Annotated in this window: 19 protein-coding genes; 12 read left to right on the forward strand and 7 right to left on the reverse strand. The window is 73.3% G+C overall.

What is annotated here, in order from left to right; all coding sequences use genetic code 11:
- Window positions 1-53 precede the first annotated feature (53 nt).
- The 4 genes from C1N81_RS40365 to C1N81_RS40380 all read left to right on the forward strand — a co-directional run bounded on the left by C1N81_RS40365 (window position 54) and on the right by C1N81_RS40380 (window position 3,387).
- The gene (locus tag C1N81_RS40365; RefSeq protein ID WP_394436388.1) at window positions 54-263 is read left to right on the forward strand and encodes a hypothetical protein; all 210 of its coding nucleotides are present in this window, start codon (window positions 54-56) and stop codon (window positions 261-263) included.
- Window positions 264-294: 31 nt separating this feature from the next.
- Window positions 295-819 (forward strand): GNAT family N-acetyltransferase, encoded by a 525-nt coding sequence (locus tag C1N81_RS40370; RefSeq protein WP_394436389.1) that lies wholly within the window; start codon window positions 295-297, stop codon window positions 817-819.
- 65 nt (window positions 820-884) lie between these two features.
- A complete protein-coding gene (locus C1N81_RS40375; RefSeq protein WP_394436390.1) occupies window positions 885-2,417 on the forward strand; it encodes an MFS transporter in 1,533 nt (510 codons plus the stop codon).
- Window positions 2,418-2,562: 145 nt separating this feature from the next.
- The gene (locus C1N81_RS40380) at window positions 2,563-3,387 is read left to right on the forward strand and encodes a Cof-type HAD-IIB family hydrolase (protein ID WP_394436391.1); all 825 of its coding nucleotides are present in this window, start codon (window positions 2,563-2,565) and stop codon (window positions 3,385-3,387) included.
- 23 nt (window positions 3,388-3,410) lie between these two features.
- Here C1N81_RS40380 and C1N81_RS40385 read toward each other — a convergent pair whose 3' ends face one another.
- The gene (locus C1N81_RS40385; RefSeq protein ID WP_394436392.1) at window positions 3,411-3,932 is read right to left on the reverse strand and encodes a hypothetical protein; all 522 of its coding nucleotides are present in this window, start codon (window positions 3,930-3,932) and stop codon (window positions 3,411-3,413) included.
- Window positions 3,933-3,972: 40 nt separating this feature from the next.
- On the opposite strand from C1N81_RS40385, the gene C1N81_RS40390 reads away from it, so the two are divergent.
- The 5 genes from C1N81_RS40390 to C1N81_RS40410 all read left to right on the forward strand — a co-directional run bounded on the left by C1N81_RS40390 (window position 3,973) and on the right by C1N81_RS40410 (window position 8,818).
- Window positions 3,973-4,455 carry an HIT family protein gene (locus tag C1N81_RS40390; protein WP_394436393.1) on the forward strand — a complete coding sequence of 161 codons (483 nt, stop codon included), beginning with the start codon at window positions 3,973-3,975 and terminating at the stop codon, window positions 4,453-4,455.
- A gap of 357 nt (window positions 4,456-4,812) precedes the next feature.
- The gene (locus C1N81_RS40395) at window positions 4,813-5,967 is read left to right on the forward strand and encodes an alpha-lytic protease prodomain-containing protein (RefSeq protein WP_394436394.1); all 1,155 of its coding nucleotides are present in this window, start codon (window positions 4,813-4,815) and stop codon (window positions 5,965-5,967) included.
- 37 nt (window positions 5,968-6,004) lie between these two features.
- Window positions 6,005-6,808 carry an NPP1 family protein gene (locus C1N81_RS40400; protein WP_394436395.1) on the forward strand — a complete coding sequence of 268 codons (804 nt, stop codon included), beginning with the start codon at window positions 6,005-6,007 and terminating at the stop codon, window positions 6,806-6,808.
- Between the two features lie 205 nt (window positions 6,809-7,013).
- A complete protein-coding gene (locus C1N81_RS40405) occupies window positions 7,014-8,342 on the forward strand; it encodes a lipase family protein (protein ID WP_394436396.1) in 1,329 nt (442 codons plus the stop codon).
- A 65-nt stretch (window positions 8,343-8,407) separates the two neighbouring features.
- Entirely contained in the window at window positions 8,408-8,818 is a 411-nt protein-coding gene (locus C1N81_RS40410; RefSeq protein ID WP_394436397.1) for a RidA family protein, read from the forward strand.
- 7 nt (window positions 8,819-8,825) lie between these two features.
- Here the strand turns inward: C1N81_RS40410 and C1N81_RS40415 are convergent, their stop codons facing one another.
- The 5 genes from C1N81_RS40415 to abc-f form a co-directional block, all read right to left on the reverse strand.
- Window positions 8,826-10,340 carry a SulP family inorganic anion transporter gene (locus C1N81_RS40415; protein ID WP_394436398.1) on the reverse strand — a complete coding sequence of 505 codons (1,515 nt, stop codon included), beginning with the start codon at window positions 10,338-10,340 and terminating at the stop codon, window positions 8,826-8,828.
- On the reverse strand, window positions 10,337-10,915 hold the full coding sequence (locus C1N81_RS40420) for a carbonic anhydrase (protein WP_394436399.1): 579 nt from the start codon (window positions 10,913-10,915) through the stop codon (window positions 10,337-10,339). Before C1N81_RS40420 ends, C1N81_RS40415 begins: the two co-directional genes overlap by 4 nt.
- Before the next feature lie 74 nt (window positions 10,916-10,989).
- The gene (locus tag C1N81_RS40425; protein ID WP_394436400.1) at window positions 10,990-11,337 is read right to left on the reverse strand and encodes a hypothetical protein; all 348 of its coding nucleotides are present in this window, start codon (window positions 11,335-11,337) and stop codon (window positions 10,990-10,992) included.
- Between the two features lie 196 nt (window positions 11,338-11,533).
- Window positions 11,534-13,195 (reverse strand): ABC-F family ATP-binding cassette domain-containing protein, encoded by a 1,662-nt coding sequence (locus C1N81_RS40430; protein ID WP_394436401.1) that lies wholly within the window; start codon window positions 13,193-13,195, stop codon window positions 11,534-11,536.
- Window positions 13,188-14,834 (reverse strand): ribosomal protection-like ABC-F family protein, encoded by a 1,647-nt coding sequence (abc-f, locus tag C1N81_RS40435; protein WP_394436402.1) that lies wholly within the window; start codon window positions 14,832-14,834, stop codon window positions 13,188-13,190. Before abc-f ends, C1N81_RS40430 begins: the two co-directional genes overlap by 8 nt.
- 304 nt (window positions 14,835-15,138) lie before the next feature.
- Here abc-f and C1N81_RS40440 point away from each other — a divergent pair, with 304 nt between their 5' ends.
- Genes C1N81_RS40440 through C1N81_RS40450 form a run of 3 tightly spaced genes read left to right on the forward strand, consistent with a single transcriptional unit; the run spans window position 15,139 to window position 19,052 of the window.
- On the forward strand, window positions 15,139-16,011 hold the full coding sequence (locus C1N81_RS40440) for an ABC transporter ATP-binding protein (RefSeq protein ID WP_394436403.1): 873 nt from the start codon (window positions 15,139-15,141) through the stop codon (window positions 16,009-16,011).
- Entirely contained in the window at window positions 16,008-16,982 is a 975-nt protein-coding gene (locus tag C1N81_RS40445) for an ABC transporter substrate-binding protein (protein ID WP_394436404.1), read from the forward strand. Before C1N81_RS40440 ends, C1N81_RS40445 begins: the two co-directional genes overlap by 4 nt.
- 3 nt (window positions 16,983-16,985) lie before the next feature.
- Window positions 16,986-19,052 carry an iron ABC transporter permease gene (locus tag C1N81_RS40450; RefSeq protein WP_394436405.1) on the forward strand — a complete coding sequence of 689 codons (2,067 nt, stop codon included), beginning with the start codon at window positions 16,986-16,988 and terminating at the stop codon, window positions 19,050-19,052.
- 5 nt (window positions 19,053-19,057) lie between these two features.
- Here the strand turns inward: C1N81_RS40450 and C1N81_RS40455 are convergent, their stop codons facing one another.
- Window positions 19,058-19,534: a peroxiredoxin gene (locus C1N81_RS40455; protein ID WP_394436406.1), complete on the reverse strand. Its 477-nt coding sequence runs from the start codon at window positions 19,532-19,534 to the stop codon at window positions 19,058-19,060.
- Window positions 19,535-19,599: the final 65 nt, after the last annotated feature.

A 19,599-nucleotide genomic window follows, 5' to 3' on the forward strand; every position in this document is an offset into this window, starting at 1 on the left:
GGGGGCGGCTACACAGAAGTGGGGGAGCGCGCTGGACCGGGGAGGGCCGAGACGTGGTCACCATCGATGTCGCAGTGATCCTGGCGATCGTCGCCATCCTGCTGCTGCGCCGACCGGTCGCCCCGAGGAAGCGGGGCGACACGTTCCTGGTGATGCTGATCGTTCTCGTCCTCGGCGTCCTCATCGCCCCGACCGCGCTGGGGCAGGGGATCACGGAGATGATGGGCGAGCTCTCGAACGCGCTCACCTCGCTCGGCAACTAGCCCGGCACCGCCGCGTGCCAGACTCGGGCGCATGAAGATCAGAGACGCCCGGGACGGCGACTGGGAGCACGTCTGGCCGTTCTGGCGGCGGATCGTCCGCGCCGGGGAGACCTACACCTGGGACCCGGAGACCACCGAGCCCGAGGCCCGCGCCCTGTGGACGGGGCCCGGACGCCGCGTGTTCGTCGTCACCGACGACGACGGTGAGATCGTCGCCAGCGCCTACCTCAAGGCCAACTACGGCGGACCCGCCGCGGGCGTCGCCAACGCCGGATTCATGGTCGACCCCGAACGGTCCGGCCACGGCTACGGCCGCGCCCTCGCCGAACACGTCCTGGCCGAGGCCGCGGCGGACGGCTTCCACGCCATGGTCTTCAACGCCGTCGTCGAGACCAACCCGGCCGTCGCCCTGTGGCGTTCGCTCGGCTTCACCGTCCTCGGCACCGTGCCCGAGGCGTACGAGCATCCGCGCCACGGCCGCGTCGGCCTGCACGTCATGCACCGCCGCCTCCAGAGCGGTTACCCGGGAGACGCCCCGCGGGTTAGGGTTACCTAACCAGTCGGCTTCCCGGACCACGGGCGCCGTCCGCAGGACCCCGCGCCCGCCCCGAAGGAGCCCGCATGACGGCGACGACCGCCGCCGAGATCCAGCAGCCCGCACCCGGGGCCCGGGACCCGCGCCGCTGGCTCGTCCTCGGCGTGATCTGCCTCGCGCAACTCGTCGTCATCCTCGACAACACGATCCTCAACGTCGCCGTCCCCACCCTCACCGACGACCTCGGCGCGGGTACGGCGGGCATCCAGTGGATCATCAACGCGTATGTGCTCGTCCAGGCCGGCCTGCTGCTCACCGCGGGCGCCGCCGCCGACCGCTACGGACGCAAGCGCCTCCTCCTCGCCGGGCTCGTCGTCTTCGGCGCCGGGTCCCTCGCCGCCGGACTCGCGCACAGCACCGGCCAGCTGATCGCCGCCCGCGCGGGCATGGGCATCGGCGGCGCCCTGCTCCTCACCACCACCCTCGCCGTCGCCGTCCAGACCTTCGACGAGGACGAGCGGGTCCGCGCCATCGGCATCTGGGCCGCCGTCAACGCCCTCGGCTTCGCCGCCGGACCGCTCGTCGGCGGCGTCCTCCTCGACCACTTCTGGTGGGGCGCCCTCTTCCTCGTCAACCTGCCCGTGGTCGTCCTCGGCCTCGCCGCCGTCACCTTCCTCGTCCCCGAGAGCAAGGCCGACCAGAGCCACCGCCCCGACCTGCCCGGCGCCCTGCTCTCGATCGTCGCCATGACCGCACTCGTCTACGCCGTCGTCCGCGGCCCCGAGCACGGCTGGTCCTCGCCCCACGTCCTCCTGGGCGCGGCCGTCGGCGCCTCGGCCCTGGCCGCCTTCGTCCTCTGGGAGCGCCGCGTCCCGCACCCGATGCTGGACATGAGTTTCTTCCGCGACCGCACGTTCACCGGCGCCGTGTTCGGCGCGCTGCTCATCACCTTCGGCAGCGGCGGCGCGCTCTTCCTGCTCACGCAGCAGCTCCAGTTCGTGCTCGGCTACGGCCCCCTCGAGGCGGGGCTGCGCACCGCGCCCTTCGCCCTGACCGTCGTCCTGCTCAACTTCACCGGCGTCTCCGCCCGCTTCGGCACCCGGCTCGGCATCCCGGGCTCCGTCGCCCTCGGCATGACGCTCCTCGCCTGCGGCCTCGCCGCCGTCGCCCTCGCCGGGCGGGTCGTGGACGGGTACGGCGGGCTGCTCACCGGGCTCGTCCTCATGGGCGTCGGCTGCGCGTTCGCCAACCCGGCGATGGCGGTCGCCGTCCTCGGCTCCATGCCCCGCGAGAAGGCGGGCGCGGGCGCGGGCATCGAGGGCACCGTCACCGAGTTCGGCAGCGGCCTCGGCGTCGCCGTCCTCGGCGCGGTTCTCAGCTCCCGCTTCGCCGCGCTCGTCCCGGTGGCGGCGGCCTCCCTCCCGGCGGCTCTGGCCGCGGCCGGCTCGGCCGAGGAACGCCGCACGGTGACGCGGGCGTTCGGCTCGGCCCTCGAAACGGGTCAACTCGTGGGCGCCGCGGCCGTGTTGACCGGCGGTCTCGTCGCGGCGACGCTCCTGCGCCGGGCCGAGCGCGACGCGGCGCCCCTGCCCGCCGCCGTCGTCGCGGACCCGGCGTGACGCCGCCGCGGCCCCGCGGTCCCGGCGCCGGTGACCGGTCCCCGGGGCGGGCCGCGCGGCAGGCCGGGCCGCCCGCCCCGATCAAGGGCGCGACCAGCCCGGACGCTTCCTTAGACTGGGTGGGTACCCGTACTGAGGAACACTTGTGAACACGCACCGCCACCCGGACATCCGCCTCGTCGTCACCGACATGGACGGCACCCTCCTGGACGCCGACGGACACATACCCGACGACCTCTGGCCGCTCCTCGCCGAACTGGACCGGCGCGGCATCGTCTTCTGCCCCGCGAGCGGCCGCCAGTACGCGACCCTCGCCGACCAGTTCGCCGCCGTGGACGACGGCTCCATGGTCTACATCGCGGAGAACGGGACCTATGTGGTCCGCGGCGGCGTCGAACTCAGCTCCGACCCGCTCGACCCCGAGACCGCCTCCTGGCTGGTCAAGGTGGTACGGCAGCTCACCGAGCAGGGGGTCGACGCGGGCGTCGTCGTCTGCGGCAAACGGTCCGCGTACGTGGAGCGGTCCGACGAGGCGTTCATGACCGAGGTCCGCAAGTACTACCACCGGCACGAGATCGTCGAGGACGCCACCGCCGTCGACGACGAGGTGATCAAGGTCGCGCTGTTCGACTTCGGCCGCGCCGAGGAGACCACCGCCCCCGCCCTCGCCGTGCTCGCCGACTCCCACCAGGTCGTCGTCTCCAGCGAGCACTGGGTCGACGTCATGAACCCCCGCGCCAACAAGGGCGAGGCCGTCCGCGGCCTCCAGCGGGCGCTCGGCGTCACCCCCGCCCAGACCATGGTCTTCGGCGACTACCTCAACGACCTGGAGATGCTCGACGCCGCCGACTGGTCCTACGCCATGGCCAACGCCCACCCGGAGGTCCACCGCCGCGCCCGCCACCAGGCCCCGCCCCACACGGAGAACGGGGTGGTCCGCACGGTCCGGCAGGTCCTGGACCTGGACTGACGACGGGAGCCGCGGGGCGGGCCTCAATGCCCCGCGATCAGCTTCACCGCGACGACCCCGATGCCGATCACGGCGTTGAGCGCGCCCGTCACCAGCGCGCCGATACGGCCCGCGCCGACCCGCCGGCCGCCGGTGACACCCCAGGCGGCCAGCGCCGCGACCTCGCTGCCCACCGCGATCCACAGCGCCGTGGTCAGCTCCACGACGCCCACCGCCGACAGCGCGATCACCAGGAGCGGACCGATCGCGCTGGTCAGCAACGGGCTGCTGGTGAACACCGTGTGCCGGATCTCCGGCAGCCTGGGCATCCGCCCGTGCGCCACCGGGTGCGCCTGGAGGTCCGCGACGATCGTCGCCAGCCACAGCCCGAGCGCCGTCACCGCGACCGACACCGCCGCGCCCGCGTGCCGCGGATGCCCGCTCTGCGCCTGCCCCACCAGGACGGCCAGCAGGGTGAGCGAGGCGTAGATCCGCTCCTTGAGCCGCTCCCGCAACAGATCCGCGTGCTCCTGCGCCACCGCACTCGGCGACATGCTTTCCGTCATGGCCGCAGCCTAGGCGCGCGCCCCGGGGCAGAGTGACCGCATGACACCGCTCGTCGCACCGTCGTCCGCCGCCACCTGCCACGCCTGCGCCGCCGAGGCGGACGCCGACCGGCTGCCGCCCCGCGAGCACATCGCCTCCGACCCGCACTGGCGCGCCGCCCACGCCTTCGGCACCGCGCTCCCGGGCTGGCTGGTGCTCCTGCCCCGGCGCCATGTCACCGCCGTGCACGACCTGAGCGACGCGGAGGCCGCCACGCTCGGCACCTGGCAGGTCCGTCTCTCCCGGGCCCTGCGCGAGGTGACCGGGTGCGCGAAGACGTACGTCGTCCAGTTCGCGGAGGCGGAGGGCTTCGCGCACGTCCACTTCCACGTGGTCCCGCGCAGCGCGGACCTCCCGGCGGACCGGCGCGGGCCACGCGTCTTCGGCTACCTCGGCCGCCCCGAGGAGGAGCAAATGTCCCCGGCCGAGGCCGACGCCCTGGCGGAGAGGCTGCGCGCCGGGCTGGCTCGCTCCGCCGAATGACCCCCGCCCGCCTGGACGACGCCCTGGCCTGAAACGCGCGCCCCCGGCCCGTCCGACGGCGTGATCAAGACACCCGCGCCCGGCCCGCACCCCGCGCGCTTCCCGCAACCCCCGCCTGCGAAACCGCAGTTCACCGTCGCACCGGCCCGCTCGGCCCCGGCCGGGACAATGCCCGGAACACATCGCTCCATTGGCATGGACCTGCTCATGATCACTCGCTACGCTCCCCAGTGAACCGCACGGAACTCCACTGAACTGCACAGAACCGCAACGACGTTGCCGCACGAGCGCACCCCGCGTGCCGTTCCACCCCTGTGCCAACCCCACACCACACGGGAAACGACGAAGGGCCGACCCATGCGACGTACCAGACCCATACGCGCCGTCCTGACCGCTCTCCTGGTCTCCGGAGCCTGCGCCACCGCCGGGTTCCTCCCGGCCCAGGCGGCCGGCGCGGACACCCCCCGGGCCGAGCGCCCCGCCGCCTCCGAGGGCCTCCTCACCGCAATGCAGCGCGACTTCGGCCTCACCGCGCCGCAGGCCAAGGCGCGACTCGCGGCCGAGAAGCAGGCGACCGCCACCGAGAAGAAGGCCCGGAGCGCCGCCGGATCCGCCTACGCCGGTTCCTGGTTGACCCCCACGGACCAGGAGCTGACCGTCGCCGTCACCGACCGCGCCAAGGCCGCCGCGGTACGGGCCACGGGAGCCACCGTCAAGCTCGTCGGCCACAGCGCGGCCCAGCTCGACGCCGCCAAGAAGCGCATCGACGCGCTCGACGCCCCGGCCGGCGTGAGCAGCTGGCGCGTCGACTGGCAGTCCAACCGCGTCGTCGTCGAGGTGCTCGACGCCAAGCGGGACGACAACGATGTCAAGGCGTTCCTCGCCCGCGCGGGCAAGGCGGGCCCGCTGACGGTCCGTGCCACCGAGCACGCCCCGAGCACCTTCGCCGCGGGCACGGTCGGCGGCGACCCGTACTACACGGGCAACGTCCGCTGTTCCATCGGCTTCTCCGTCCACGGCGGCTTCGTCACGGCCGGCCACTGCGGCGGCGCCGGGCAGAGCGTGAGCGGCTGGGACGGCTCGTACGTCGGCAACTTCCAGGGCTCGTCGTTCCCCGACAACGACTACGCCTGGGTCAACGTCGGCAGCGGCTGGTGGACCGTCCCGGTCGTCCTCGGCTGGGGCACGGTCTCCGACCAGCTCGTGCGCGGCTCGAACGAGGCTCCGGTCGGCGCCTCCATCTGCCGCTCCGGCTCCACCACGCACTGGCACTGCGGCACGGTCCTCGCCAAGAACGAGACCGTCAACTACAGCCAGGGCGCCGTCCACCAGATGACGAAGACGAGCGTGTGCGCCGAAGGCGGCGACTCCGGCGGCTCGTTCATCAGCGGCGACCAGGCCCAGGGCGTCACCTCCGGCGGCTGGGGCAACTGCAGCAGCGGCGGTGAGACCTGGTACCAGCCCATCAACGAGATCCTGGGCCGCTACGGACTGACCCTGCACACAGCCTGACCACTGGGAACGCGGGGCACGGCATGATCCGAGCGTCATGCCGTGCCCCGCGCCGACGCGCGCAGGAGACGCCGTGAACCCCTCCCGCACCATCCGCCGCGCCGCTCTCGCCACCGGCGGCGCCCTCGCCCTCGTCATCGGCTTCGCGGGCAGCGCCCTCGCCGCGCCGCCGATGGCGCTGCCCGGCAACGCCGACGCGACCGAGCAGACCTACCAGCCCGCCTACGACTACGACACCGACGGCTGCTATCCCACCCCCGCCATCGGGCCCGACGGCACGGTCAACGGCGGACTCAAGCCGAGCGGCGCGCTCAACGGGCAGTGCCGCGACGCCTCCGACCTCGACAACACCAACGGCTACTCCCGCACCAAGTGCAACAACGGCTGGTGCGCCATCCTGTACGGGCTCTACTTCGAGAAGGACCAGGCGGTCGCGGGCAGCGGGCTCGGCGGGCACCGCAACGACTGGGAGCACGTGGTCGTCTGGGTGCACGACGGGCAGGCCGCCTACGTCTCGACCTCCGCCCACGGCGGGTTCCACGTCTACCCCCGCGACCAGATCCGCTGGGACGGCACCCATCCCAAGATCGTCTATCACAAGGACGGCATCGGCACGCACTGCTTCCGTCCGGCGTCCGCGAACGACGAACCGCCGGAGAACCACAAGGGCACCTGGCAGTTCCCGACGCTCGTCGGCTGGAACGGCTATCCGGCCGGGCTGCGCGACAAGCTGAGCGCGTACGACTTCGGGAGCGCCAACTTCGGCCTGAAGGACAGCAGTTTCGCCAGTCATCTCGCGGGTGCGCTGCCCTCGGGCGTGCCGTTCGACGTCAACGCGTAAGCGGCGCGTGCTTTTCTACGCGCAAGTAAGTTACTGAAACGTAACCCTCCGAGTGCTACCCGCGGTAACGCCGTCCTGGATACCGTCCCCGCGAATGCGTGGGGACGGTGGGACGACCGGGCCGCACGCACCGTCGGCCTGCCCCGCCCCGGCCGACTCCGCCAGGTCCGGAGCCCCAACTCCGCCTGCACTCTGGAGGTTTGCCATGCCCGCTCCCGCCCGCCTGCTGGCCGCCGCCGTCACCGTCGCCGCCTGTGTCGGCGCGCAGGCCCTGCCCGCCGCCGCCGCGGCGACCGGCGCGCAGAACGTGGTCTCGCGCGGCGTCACCATCCCCGAGTTCTACAACCCGCCCGCCGAACTGCCCGACGCCAACGGCGCGCTCATCCGCAGCGAGCCTCTCAAGCTGGCCCTGAGCCTGCCGACGCTGCACGGCCCGCTGCCCGGCAAGGCGACCCGCATCATGTACCGCACGACCGACTCGACCGGCGGCCCCGCCGCGGTCACCGGCGCCTACATCGAGCCGACCGCGAAGTGGCGCGGCACGGGGCCGCGCCCGCTCGTCGCCGTGGCGCCCGGCACCATGGGCCAGGGCGACCAGTGCGCGGCCTCGCTCGGCCTGGAGCACCCGCTGAGCCTCAACGGCGAGACGGTGTCGGTCGGTTACGAGGACCTGTCGATCTACCGGCTGCTCGCGCAGGGCGTCGCGGTCGTCGTCACCGACTACGTCGGCCTGGGCGCCACCGACCGGCTGCACACCTACGTCAACCGGCTCGACGGGGGCCACGCCGTGCTCGACGCGGTCCGTGCCGCCCGCGCGCTCCAGGGCGCGACGGTCACCGCCGCCTCCCGCGTCGGCCTGTTCGGCTACAGCCAGGGCGGCGGCGCCACCGCGGCCGCCGCCGAACTCCAGCCCTCGTACGCGCCCGAGATCACCCTCGCCGGTACGTACGCGGGGGCGCCGCCCGCCGATCTGCTGGAGACGACGAAGGGCATCGACGGCACCGATCTCGCGGGCGCCCTCGGCTGGTCCCTCAACGGGTTCCTGCAGTCCGACCCGGAGCTGCGGCCGATCGCCGAGGCGCACCTCAACGACAAGGGCCGGGCCGCGCTCGACGACCTGTCGACGATGTGCGTGGGCGACACCATCTTCCGCTACAACTCGGCCCGCAGCGCGGACTGGACCAGCGACGGAAAGTCCCTCGCGGAGATCATCGCGTCCGAGCCGAAGCTCCAGGCGTTCCTCGCCGAGCAGCGGATCGGCACGATGAAGCCGGCCGGTCCGGTCCGGGTGGCCACCGGTGTCAGCGACAACCTCGTGCCGCACGGCCAGGCGCGGCAGATGGCCGTCGACTGGTGCGGGCGCGGCGCCCAGGTCACGTACAAGCCGGTGATCCTGCCGAACGTGGGGCGCGCCCTGCTCAACCACTTCGCGCCGCTCCTGACCGACCAGGGCAGCGCCATCGACTGGCTGACGGACCGTCTCGACGGCAAGGCGGCGGGCAACAACTGCGCGACCATGCGCTGGCAGCCGTGATCTGATGGGGCGCCGCGACCGGGCCGGACCCGGGCGCGGCGCCACTGTCAGAAGGGATGCCCCCCATGGTCCGTGCCGTCACCCTCATCCGCTCGGCCGCGCTATCCGACGTCGCCGAGTACGCGTACGCGGCGACCGCGCCGGCCGGCGCGCGGCTGATCTTCCTCGCCGGGTCCTGCCCGCTGGACGAGGACGGCGCGACCGTCGCCGTCGGTGACTACGCGGGCCAGGCGGCCCGCTGCGTCGAGAACCTGCGGACCGCGCTCGCCGCGGCGGGCGCGGACCTCCAGGACGTCATCAGCACCCGTGTACTCGTCGCGTCGGCCCGGCAGCCGGACCTGGTGACGGCCTGGGAAGTGGTCCGCGACGCGTTCGGCGAGCACGACGTGCCGAGCACCCTGATGGGGGTCACGGTGCTCGGCTACCACGACCAGCTCGTGGAGATCGAGGCGGTCGCCGCCGTGCTCGACGACTGACGGCGGGTCAGGTGGTGGTGACCTTGGTGGTGACCTTGGTGGTGGCCTCGGTGGTGACCTTCACCGGTTCCGTCTCGGCGGAACTGTGCCGCTCCGCCCAGTTCTCCAGGGCCGTCCTGCACGCGTGGTCGAGGTGGTGCACCCCGGACAGATGCAGCTCGACGGGCCGGTTCTGCGGCAACGCCTCCAGGCTGTCGAGGATCTTCGGCAGCCGCAGGAACGTCGCGTTGCCCGTCAGGTACGCCTGGACGGGGCCCGCCCCCTTGTCGAAGACCTCCAGCTTCACGTGCGAGGCGTCCCAGGCCGTCTTGGCGACGGACAGAGCGATGCCGACGAGGACGCCCTCGAACATGCTGACCGCGACGATCGACACCGCGGTGACGACCAGGATCAGCGCCTCGCCCCGGTGCTCGCGCCACAACGTCACGAGCGAGCGGGCCGGGATCAGTTTGGCCCCCGCGTGCACCAGGACGCCCGCGAGCGCCGGGAGCGGGATGTAGGCGAGGACGCCCGGCAGCAGGGCCGCGAACAGCAGCAGCCAGACGCCGTGCAGGACGCGGGACGCCTTGGTGCGGGCGCCCGCCTGCACGTTGGCCGAGCTGCGCACGATCACCGCGGTCATCGGCAGCGCGCCGAGCACACCGCACACCGCGTTGCCCGCGCCCTGCGCCATCAGCTCCTTGTCGTACGCGGTCCGGGGCCCGTCGTGCATCCGGTCCACGGCCGCCGCGCTGAACAGGGACTCGGCGGACGCGATGAGCGTGAACGCCACGATGGTGCCGATCAGCCCGATGCCCGCGAGTTCGCCGAAGGCGTCCATGGACGGCGGCTGGATCGACCCGAGAAGCCCGTTGACCTCGACGGTGGTCACGGGCGCGGAGAAGACGACCGAGGCCGCCGTCGCGAGGCCGACCGCGGCGAGCGGCCCGGGAACCACCCGCACGCGCGCGGGCAGGTGCTTCCACAGCACCAGGACCGCGACGGTGCCCGCGCCGAGCGCGAGCGAGGCGAGCCCCGCGGTACTGCTCGCGACGCCGACGAGCGCCTCCGGCAGCCCGGCTATCTTGCCGAGCCCCGACTCCGGCGCCTTCGCGTCCAGGACGGTGTAGAGCTGGCCCGCGATGAGGACCAGCCCGATCCCGGCGAGCATCCCCTCGACCACCGACACCGAGATGGCCCGGAACCAGCGGCCGATCCTCAGGGCGCCCATGCCGATCTGGAGCAGCCCGGTCGCCAGGACGATGACGCCGAGCACCGGCAGACCGAACTCGTCCACGGCCTCGTACACGAGGACGGTGAGCCCGGCCGCCGGGCCCGACACCTGGAGGCTGCTGCCGCGCATGAGCCCGGTGACGATGCCGCCGACGATGCCGGTGACCAGGCCGAGTTCGGCCGGGACGCCCGAGGCGACCGCGACGCCCACGCACAGCGGCAGCGCGACGAGGAAGACGACGAGGGAGGCGGTGAAGTCGGCCCGCAGATGGGGGTACTTGCGCGTGGCCGCGCGCTCGGGGGCGCTCACAGCGCCTCGAAGGCGTCGGTCCCGGCGCGGTGCGTCCGGACGCGGCCGGTGTGCACCTCGTAGTACCAGCCGTGCAGGCGCACGCGGCCGTCCGCGAGCCGCCGCTGCACGCACGGGTACGTGCGCAGCCGCTCCAGCTGGGTCACGACGTGCTGCTGCACGGCCGCCTCGACCGTCGGGTCCGAGGGGTCCTTGCCGGTGGGCCCTGTCGCCGCGTGCGCGAGCCAGTCGCGGACCTGGGGGACGGCCGTGAGGTCGTCGCCGCGCACCAGCGCGCCGACGGCGCCGCAGTGCGAGTGCCCGCACACGACGATGTCCTGGACGCCGAGCACCTCGACGGCGTACTCGATGGTCGCGGCCTCGCCGCAGGGGCCGCCGGCCGGGTCGGGCACGATGTTGCCCGCGGTGCGCAGCTCGAAGAGCTCCCCGGGGCGGGCGCCGGTGATCAGCGCGGGCACGACCCGCGAGTCGGAGCAGGTGATGAACAGGGCCTGGGGGGACTGCCCTTCGGCGAGCCCGGCGAACTCCTCGGGGCGCTGTCCGAACGTACGGGCGTGGTCGATGAGGGGCTGCATGACGTGACGTTTCCTCCTGGCGCGCCGTGGGGGCGCGTCGGACTGACAGGACGGTGGGGGGTGGCAGCCCCCTGTCAGCAGAGGAAGACCTGCAGCGCGGCGGGGGTGAGGTCCGGCACGGAGCGGCACGGGCGGGCGCGCACGTCCGTGACCGGGAGAAACGGGGCGAACGCCGGGTGCCGCCGCCCCGCGGGCAGCGGGGCGGGGCCGGGGGACTGGGCGCCGCGGGCGGCGGCCCGGTGCCGGTCCCTGGCGCGGAGCGCCTCGACCGGGTCGTGGGCGCGCGGCTGCCCGGGTGCGGCAACCGGAATCCGCTCGGCGGCGGCCGCCACCGTCCACGGCCGCGGCTCATGTGCGGGAGTGAACGCACGTGCGAAAGCGAAGGACGACAGGGTGAGCACGGCCGCGACGGCCAGTGTCACCCAGGTTCGGCCCCTCCGACCTCGCAACGCGTGCCTCCTCCCACGGGTTTCAAACTTCAAGCAGAAACCAATGGTTGGTCAACCAATGGTCAAGAGGAAGATTAGCTGTGCAATGGTGATCGCCGGGTTAACAGCACGTTGCGAGCATGAGGAAGCGTGAAAAGTGCGGTCTATTGGCGAAAAATGAGCACGGTGATCACTGCGCGTGCGCGTCGAGCCGTAGCTCCCGCCCTTGCCACCGGCCGCGCAGCCACCGGTCGTGGCTGGCGACCACGAGCGCGCCGGGGCCCGCGCCCAGCGCGTCCTCCAACTCGTCGCACAGGCGCGGGGACAGATGGTTCGTCGGCTCGTCCAGGAGCAGGAGTGCGGGCGGGGCCGCCATGAGCAGGGCGAGCGCGAGCCGCCGCCGCTGCCCGACCGAGAGCTGCCCGACCTGCTTGTCGAGGTCGCTCTCGGGCAGCAGCCCGAGGGAGCGCAGCGGCACCGCGTCGGCCCGCTCGAAGCCGAGCACGCGCGTGTAGGTCTCGCGTGCCGTCCGCTCGGGCCGGGCGAACACGGAGTCCTGCGCGAGCAGCCCCACGCTCGCGCCCTCCCTGCGGCGCACCTCGCCCTCGACGGGCAGTCGTCCCGCCAGCACGGCGAGCAGGGTCGACTTGCCGCTGCCGTTCACCCCGGTCACCAACAGCCGCTCGGTGGGGGACACATCGAGCCGGTCCAGGTACAGCCGGCCCGCCACGCGCGCGTGCCGCAGCGCCACCAGGGGCTCGTCGGCCCCGTCGGCCCCGTCGGCCCCGTCGGCCCCGTCGGCCCCGTCGGCTCCGCCGAGCGATACCGGCCGGAACCGCAGCGGGCGCGGCGGCTCCCCGACCTGGCGGCGCTCCAGCTCGTCGAGGCGGCGGCCCGCGTTGCGCACGCGCCGGGCGATCTGGCTCTGCACCCGGTTCGCCCGGACGCCGTACCCCATCTTCTCGTTGTCGCGCATGCCCCGGTCGGGGGCGACCCGGTGCGCGGTGACCCCGGCCGAGGTCCGCAGCCGCTCCAACTCCTCCTGCTCCTCGGCGTACCGCCGCTCCCACCGCTCGCGCTCGGCCCGCTTCTGCGCCAGGTAGGCGCTGTAGTTCCCGCCGTAGCGCACGGGTCCGTCGACGGCCGGATCGAGGTCGATGAGATCCGTGCAGACGGCGTCGAGGAAGGCGCGGTCGTGGCTGGCCAGGACCACCGCGCCGGGCAGCGCCCGCAGTTGCTCCTCCAGGAAGCGGGCCGCGCCGTCGTCGAGGTGGTTCGTCGGCTCGTCCAGGAGCAGCGCGGAGGGCCGCCGTACGAGGAGCGCCGCGAGAGCGAGGCGGCCGCGCTGTCCGCCCGACAAAGACCCGAGGGTCCGGGTGTGCGGGAGCGCGTCGAGGCCGAGCCCGGTCAGGGTGAGGGCGGCGCGCCGGTCGGCGTCCCAGACCTCGCGCTCCTGGGCGCTTTCGAGCCGCCGCCCGTAGGAGTCGAGCAGCTCCGGGCAGGAGGCGTCGTCCTCGGGGGTGCGGGCGAGGAGGTCGCCGAGGCGTTCCAGCTCGGCGAGGTCGTCGCGGGCCTCGCGCAGCGCGTCGGCCAGGACGTCGGCGAGGGTCGTCCCGGCGTCGTACGGCATCTCCTGGTGAAGGAAGCCGAGGTCGCGGGGGCGTTCGACGGTTCCGGCGTCGGGGGTGTCCGCTCCGGCGAGCAGCCGCAGCAGTGTCGATTTGCCGACACCGTTCTCGCCGATGAGGCCGATGCGGTGGCCGGGGGAGGCGGTGAGGGAGACGCCGTCCAGGACGCGCCGGGTGCCCAGGGTGCGGACGAGGTCGTGGGCGAGCAGGGCCGGTTCAGGCATCGTCGCCCACCTCCCGCACGGCGGTCTCGGTGAGGCGGCCGTCGGCGAGGCGCAGCGCACGGTCGACGCCGATCGTGGCGAGGAACCGCTCGTCATGGCTGACCACGAGGAACGCGCCCTTGTAGGCGGTGAGCGCGCTCTCCAGGCGGGCGACACCGGCCAGGTCCAGGTTGTTCGTCGGCTCGTCCAGGAGGAGGAGCTGCGGCGCGGGTTCGGCGCACAGGACGCAGGCCAGGGTCGCGCGCAGGAGTTCGCCGCCGGAGAGCACGCCGACGGGCAGCTGGGCGCGCGGCCCGCGGAAGAGGAAGCGGGCAAGCAGGTTCATGCGCTCGGCCTCGGGCCGTTCCGGCGCGAACCCGGCGAAGTTCTCGGCGACCGTACGGTCCGGATCGAGCAGATCGAGGCGCTGGGAGAGGTAGGCGACGCGGCCGTCGGCGCGCCTGACCGTGCCCTCGTCGGGCGCGAGGTCACCGCTGATCAGCCGCAGCAACGAGGTCTTGCCCGTGCCGTTGGGACCGGTCAGCGCGATGCGCTCGGGCCCGCGCACGGTGAGGTCGACGCCCTCGCCCGCGAACAGCTCCCGGTCGCCGCGCTTGAGACGCAGCCCCTCGCCGTGGAAGACGGTGCGTCCGGCGGGCACGCGGGTGTCCGGCAGGTCGAGGGCGAGGGTGGGCTCGTCGCGCACGGCGCGCTCGGCCGCGTCGAGCCGCGCCTGAGCCTCGCCGACCCGGTGGGCGTGCGTCTGTCCGGCCCTGCCCGCCGCCTCCTGGGCGCCGCGCTTCATGTTCCCGGCGAAGATGCGGGGGAGCCCGGCGTTCTTCAGGTTGCGGGCGGCGTTGGAGGCGCGCCGGTCGGCGCGTTCGCGGGCCTGCTGGAGCTCGCGCTTCTCCCGTTTCACCTCTTGCTCGGCGTTGCGGACGTTCTTCTCGGCGACCTCCTGCTCGGCCCGTACGGCTTCCTCGTAGGCGGTGAAGTTGCCGCCGAAGAGGCGGAGTTCACCGGCGTGGAGTTCGGCGATGCGGTCCATGCGGTCGAGGAGCGCGCGGTCGTGGCTGACCAGGAGGAGCGTGCCGTGCCACTGCTCCAGGACGTCGTAGAGGTGGTGGCGGGCGTCGAGGTCGAGGTTGTTGGTGGGCTCGTCCAGGAGGAGGACGTCCGGGCGCTTCAGGAGCTGTGCGGCGAGGCCGAGCGAGACGGCCTGGCCGCCGCTGAGGGTGGCGAGGGGGCGGTCGAGGGCGATCCCGCCGAGGCCGAGCGCGTCGAGCTGGGCGCGGGTGCGCTCCTCGATGTCCCAGTCGTCGCCGATGACGGTGAAGTGCTCCTCGTCCACGTCGCCGGACTCGACGGCGTCGAGGGCGCGGATCACGGCGTCGACGCCGAGGACCTCGGCCACGGTGAGGCCGCCGCTGAGCGGGAGGGTCTGCGGGAGGTGGCCGAGGGTGCCGTGGACGGTGACCGAGCCCCTGGTCGGGGTCAGTTCACCGGCGATGAGCCGCAGCAGCGTGCTCTTGCCGGAGCCGTTGGGCGCCACGAGGCCGGTGCGGCCGGTGGGCACGGTGAACGACAGGGAGTCGAGCACGGGGGTGTCGTCCGGCCAGGAGAAGGACAGGTTCGAGCAGATGACGGACATGTCGGGCATGGGGAGACCTCACGGAGAGGGCGGGGGCCGGCAAAGGGCCACCCGGACATGGAAAAGGGGACGACTGTGAGGCCATGACGGCGTGCGATGCTCCACGGCGTACGTGGCACCGGCCGATGGCCTGTCAGATCCGGATCTCATCCGGAGATGTCGTCGTCACCCACCATGTTCGGCTCCTCGACTCATGCGAAAGGTCCGAGAACATTACCACCCGCCCCTGCTGTCACGCAGCGGGGAGCCGGTTCGCGTGTGCACAGGTGAGGGGTGGTTTCGCGCCAGATAAGGTTAGGCTAACCTTCGATTCGTGAGATCTGGTGAACGCGCAGGCAGCGCCCCACGTCCGCGCGGTCACGAGCTGTCGGCCGCGCAGGTGACCGTGTCGTACGACGGCGTCGACGTCGTGCACGACGCGGCCCTCGTCCTGCGGCCCGGCGAAGTGACCGCCCTGGTCGGCCCCAACGGCAGCGGCAAGTCGACCTTGCTGCGCACGATCGCCCGGCTCCAGGGCGCCCGCACGGGCACGCTGACCCTCGACCCCGGGACCACCGACGCGACGGACGGATTCGGCCTCACGACCCGTCAGTTCGCGCGCAGGGTCGCCCTGTTGACGCAGAGCCGCCCCACGCCCGCCGGGCTCACCGTCCGCGATGTGGTCGAGTTCGGCCGCTATCCCTACCGGGGCCGCTGGGGGCGCACCGACCCCGACGGCGCCGAGGTGGTCGAGCGCGTGCTCGCCATGACCGGGGTCGCCGGACTCGCCGAGCGCGGCGTCGACCAGCTCTCCGGCGGCCAGTTGCAGCGGGTGTGGCTCGCGGGCTGCCTCGCGCAGCAGACCGGCGTGCTCCTGCTCGACGAGCCCACCACCTACCTCGACCTGCGCTACCAGGTCGAACTCCTCGATCTGATGCGGGACCTCGCGGACGACGACGGCATCGCCGTCGGCGTCGTCCTGCACGACCTCGACCAGGCCGCGGCCGTCGCCGACCGGATCGCCCTGCTCAGCGCGGGACGCATCATCGCCGACGGCACACCGGAGGACGTCCTCCGGCCCGAGCGGCTCTCCGAGACGTACGGCATCCGCATCGACGTCGACACCGACCCCCTCACCGGCCGGCTGCGCACCCGCGCGATGGGCCGGCACCACAGCAGAAGCGAAAGGCTCCACAGCACGCCATGAGACGACTCCTGATCACCGCGGCCGCCGCCACCGCGGCAGCCCTCGCCCTGTCCGGCTGCGGTTCGTCCGAGCCCGCCAAGGCCTCGGCCGACAGCAAGAGCGAGAAGATCACCGTCACCGACGCCAACGGTGCCAAGGTGACGCTCGACCACGCGGCCACCAAGGTCGTCGGCACCGAGTGGAACGTCGTCGAGTCCCTCGTCACCCTCGGCGTCGACCCCGTGGGCGTCGCCGACGTCAAGGGCTACACGGCGTGGGACAAGGCCGCCCCGCTGACCGGCTCGCCCAAGGACATCGGCACCCGCGGCGAGCCCAGCATGGACACCATCGCGGGCCTCGCCCCCGATCTCATCGTCGCCACCACCGACCTGTCGGCGTCCGCGATCAAGCAGATGAAGAAGATCGCCCCCGTTCTCCAGGTCAAGGCCGCCAACGGCGCCGACCAGATCGGGCAGATGAACGCCACGCTCGACACCATCGCCAAGGCGACCGGCAAGGAGACCGAGGCCAAGGCCGCCAAGACGGAGTACGAGGCCAAGGTCGCCGCGGGCCGCAAGGCGCTGAAGGACGCGGGCCTCGCCGGGAAGGAGATCGCCTTCGCCGACGGCTACTCCGCCTCCAACCAGGTCTCCGTGCGCGCCTACACCAGCGCCTCCCAGGTCGGCACCGTCAACGAGGCGCTCGGCCTGAAGAACGCCTGGAAGCTCAAGGGCGACAAGGACTACGGCCTCGCCACCACCGACGTGGAAGGGCTGACCGGGCTCGGCAAGGACACCCGGTTCCTCTACATCGGCAACAAGGCCGAGACCGACGTCTTCACCAAGGACCTCGCCGGAAACTCCGTCTGGAAGTCGCTGCCCTTCGTCAAGGCCGGTGACGTGCACCGCCTCGACGATGGCATCTGGATGTTCGGTGGACCGAAGTCGATGGAGAAGTACATCGACGCGGTCGTCAGCACTCTCACGAAGTAGGCCATGACCGTCACCGCAACCCCCGCCGCCATGCCCGAGCGCACGACCCGGTCCCTCTCGGGCGCGGTCGCGGTGACGGTCGGGCTCCTCCTTCTCGTTCTCGCCCTGGCCGTCGTCGACATCACCCAGGGCACCGCGTCCGTCGGCGCGGGCCAGGTGTGGAAGGCGCTCACCGGGCGCGCCGACGAGGGCGACGCCTCCGTGGTCGTCGCCTCCCGGCTGCCCCGCATGGTCGCCGGGATCCTCGTCGGCGTCGCGCTCGGCGCGGCCGGCGCCGTCCTCCAGGCCGTCAGCCGCAATGTGCTCGCCGCGCCCGACACCCTCGCGGTCAACGCCGGTTCGTACCTCGCCCTGAGCGTGCTCACCGTGACCGGGGTCAGCCTGCCGCTGCTCGCCTCGTCCTCGGTGGCGTTCGCCGGGGGCCTCGCGGCGGCCGCCGTCGTCCTCGGCCTCGCCGGACGCGGGGCCGGATCGGTGCGCCTCGTTCTCGCGGGCAGCGCGCTGACCCTCGGCCTCAACGCCGTCGTCGAGGCGCTGCTCCTGTTGTTCCCCGAGTCCACCGACGGCATCTACCAGTGGGCCCAGGGCAGCATCAGCCAGAACGGCTTCGGCGGCATCGTCCGCATGGCGCCGGTCGTGCTCGCCGCCCTGATCGCGCTCGGCTTCCTCGCCCGGCGCGTCGACGCCCTCGCCCTCGGCGACGAAGCGGCGCGCGGCCTGGGCGTCTCCGTCCGCTCCACCCGCGTCCTCGCGGTCGTCCTCGCCGCGCTCCTGTCGGCCGCGTCGGTGACGCTCGCCGGGCCCATCGGCTTCGTCGGTCTGTGCGCACCGGCCCTCGTGCGGCCGCTCGCGCGCCGGATCCGTCCCCTCGTACGGCACCGGCTGCGGATCCCCGTCGCCGGGCTCGTCGGCGCGGCGCTCGTGCTCGGCGCCGACGTGCTGCTGCGCACCGTGACCTCGGCCGAGACCGCGGTGACCGTGCCGACCGGCGTCGTCACCAGCGTCGTCGGCGCCGTCTTCCTCGTCGTCATGGCCGTACGGATGCGGGACGGCGACGCCGCCGCCGCGCAGGAGCACCTGCGCATCCCGAGCCGGGCCGCGTTCACGCTCACCGTGGTCGTCCTCGTGGCCGTCCTGATCGGCGCGACCGTCGCCGGGGTCCTCGTCGGCGACAACACGCTGCTCCTCGGCGACGTCACCAACTGGCTGACCGGGCGGGCCGGGCAGGCCGTCAGCTTCGTCCTCGACACCCGGGTGCCGCGCGTCCTGGCCGCCCTCACCGCGGGCGCGGCGCTCGCCCTCTCCGGCACCCTCGTCCAGTCCGTCAGCCGCAACCCGCTCGCCGAACCCGGCACCCTCGGCGTCTCCGGCGGCGCGGGGCTCGGCGCCGTCCTGCTCGTCACCACCGCGCCGGGGGCCGGGGCGTGGGCCATCGCGGGCGCGGCGCTCGCGGGCGCCGCGCTCAGCTCCTCGCTCGTGTTCGGGCTCGCCGCGAAGGGCGGGTTCCAGCAGAGCAGGCTCGTCCTGATCGGCATGGGCGTCGCCACCGGCGCGACCGCGCTGATCAGCCTGCTGATCGTGCTCACCGACCGGTTCAGCGCCACCAAGGCCCTGATCTGGCTGTCGGGTTCGACGTACGGGCGCACGGGGACCGACGTCCTGCCGGTGGCGGCGGTGCTCCTGATCGCCACCGCCGTCACGGTCGTCCGGCGCAGGGAACTCGACCTCGTCTCCCTCGACGAGGACACCCCGCGCCTGCTCGGCCTCGACCTCGCGCGCGGCCGCTTCGGCTTCCTCGTCCTGAGCGTGCTGCTCAGCGCCACGGCCGTGGCCGCGGCGGGCACGATCGGCTTCGTCGGCCTCATCGCCCCGCACGCGGCACGCGCCCTCGTGGGCCGCAGGCACGTACGGGTCGTGCCCGTCGCGATGCTGCTCGGCGCGATCCTGGTGTGCGCCTCCGATCTGCTCGGCCGCACGGTGATCGCGCCGGCGCAGCTCGGCGCGGGCCTGATGACGGCGGTCATCGGGACGCCGTACTTCGTGTACCTGCTGGTCCGCAGCCGCCGTTAGCGCGGTTACCGGGCGCCGGCCGCGCGCAGGGCGGCCAGCGCCCGGTCCGCGTGCGCGCTCATCCGGAACTCGCTGCGGACGATCTCCAGGACGCGGCGGTCGGTGCCGATGACGAACGTGGCCCGCTTGGTCGGCAGCGGGCCGAAGCCGCGGGCCACGCCGAACCGCCCGCGCACGTCGCCCTCCGGGTCCGAGAGCAGCGGGAAGCCGAGCGTGTTGCGCCCCGCGAACTCCTGCTGCCGCTCCACGGGGTCCGAGCTGACCCCGACCGGGCGGGCGCCGACCGCGGCGAACTCGGCGGCGAGGTCCCGGAAGTGGCAGGCCTCGGCGGTGCAGCCGGCGGTCATCGCGGCCGGGTAGAAGAACAGCACCACCGGCCCCTCGCGCAGCAGCGAGGACAGGGACGTGGGGGTGCCCGTCTCGTCGGGCAGGGTGAAGTCGTCGACGACGGATCCGACGTGGATACGGGGGGACGCGGGCACGGGGGGCTCCTGAGGGGCGCGAATGGCGGACGAGGTTTGTTGAGGGGCGCTCCGCTGGGTAGGGG

The sequence above is a fragment of the Streptomyces sp. SGAir0957 genome, assembly GCF_043523415.1.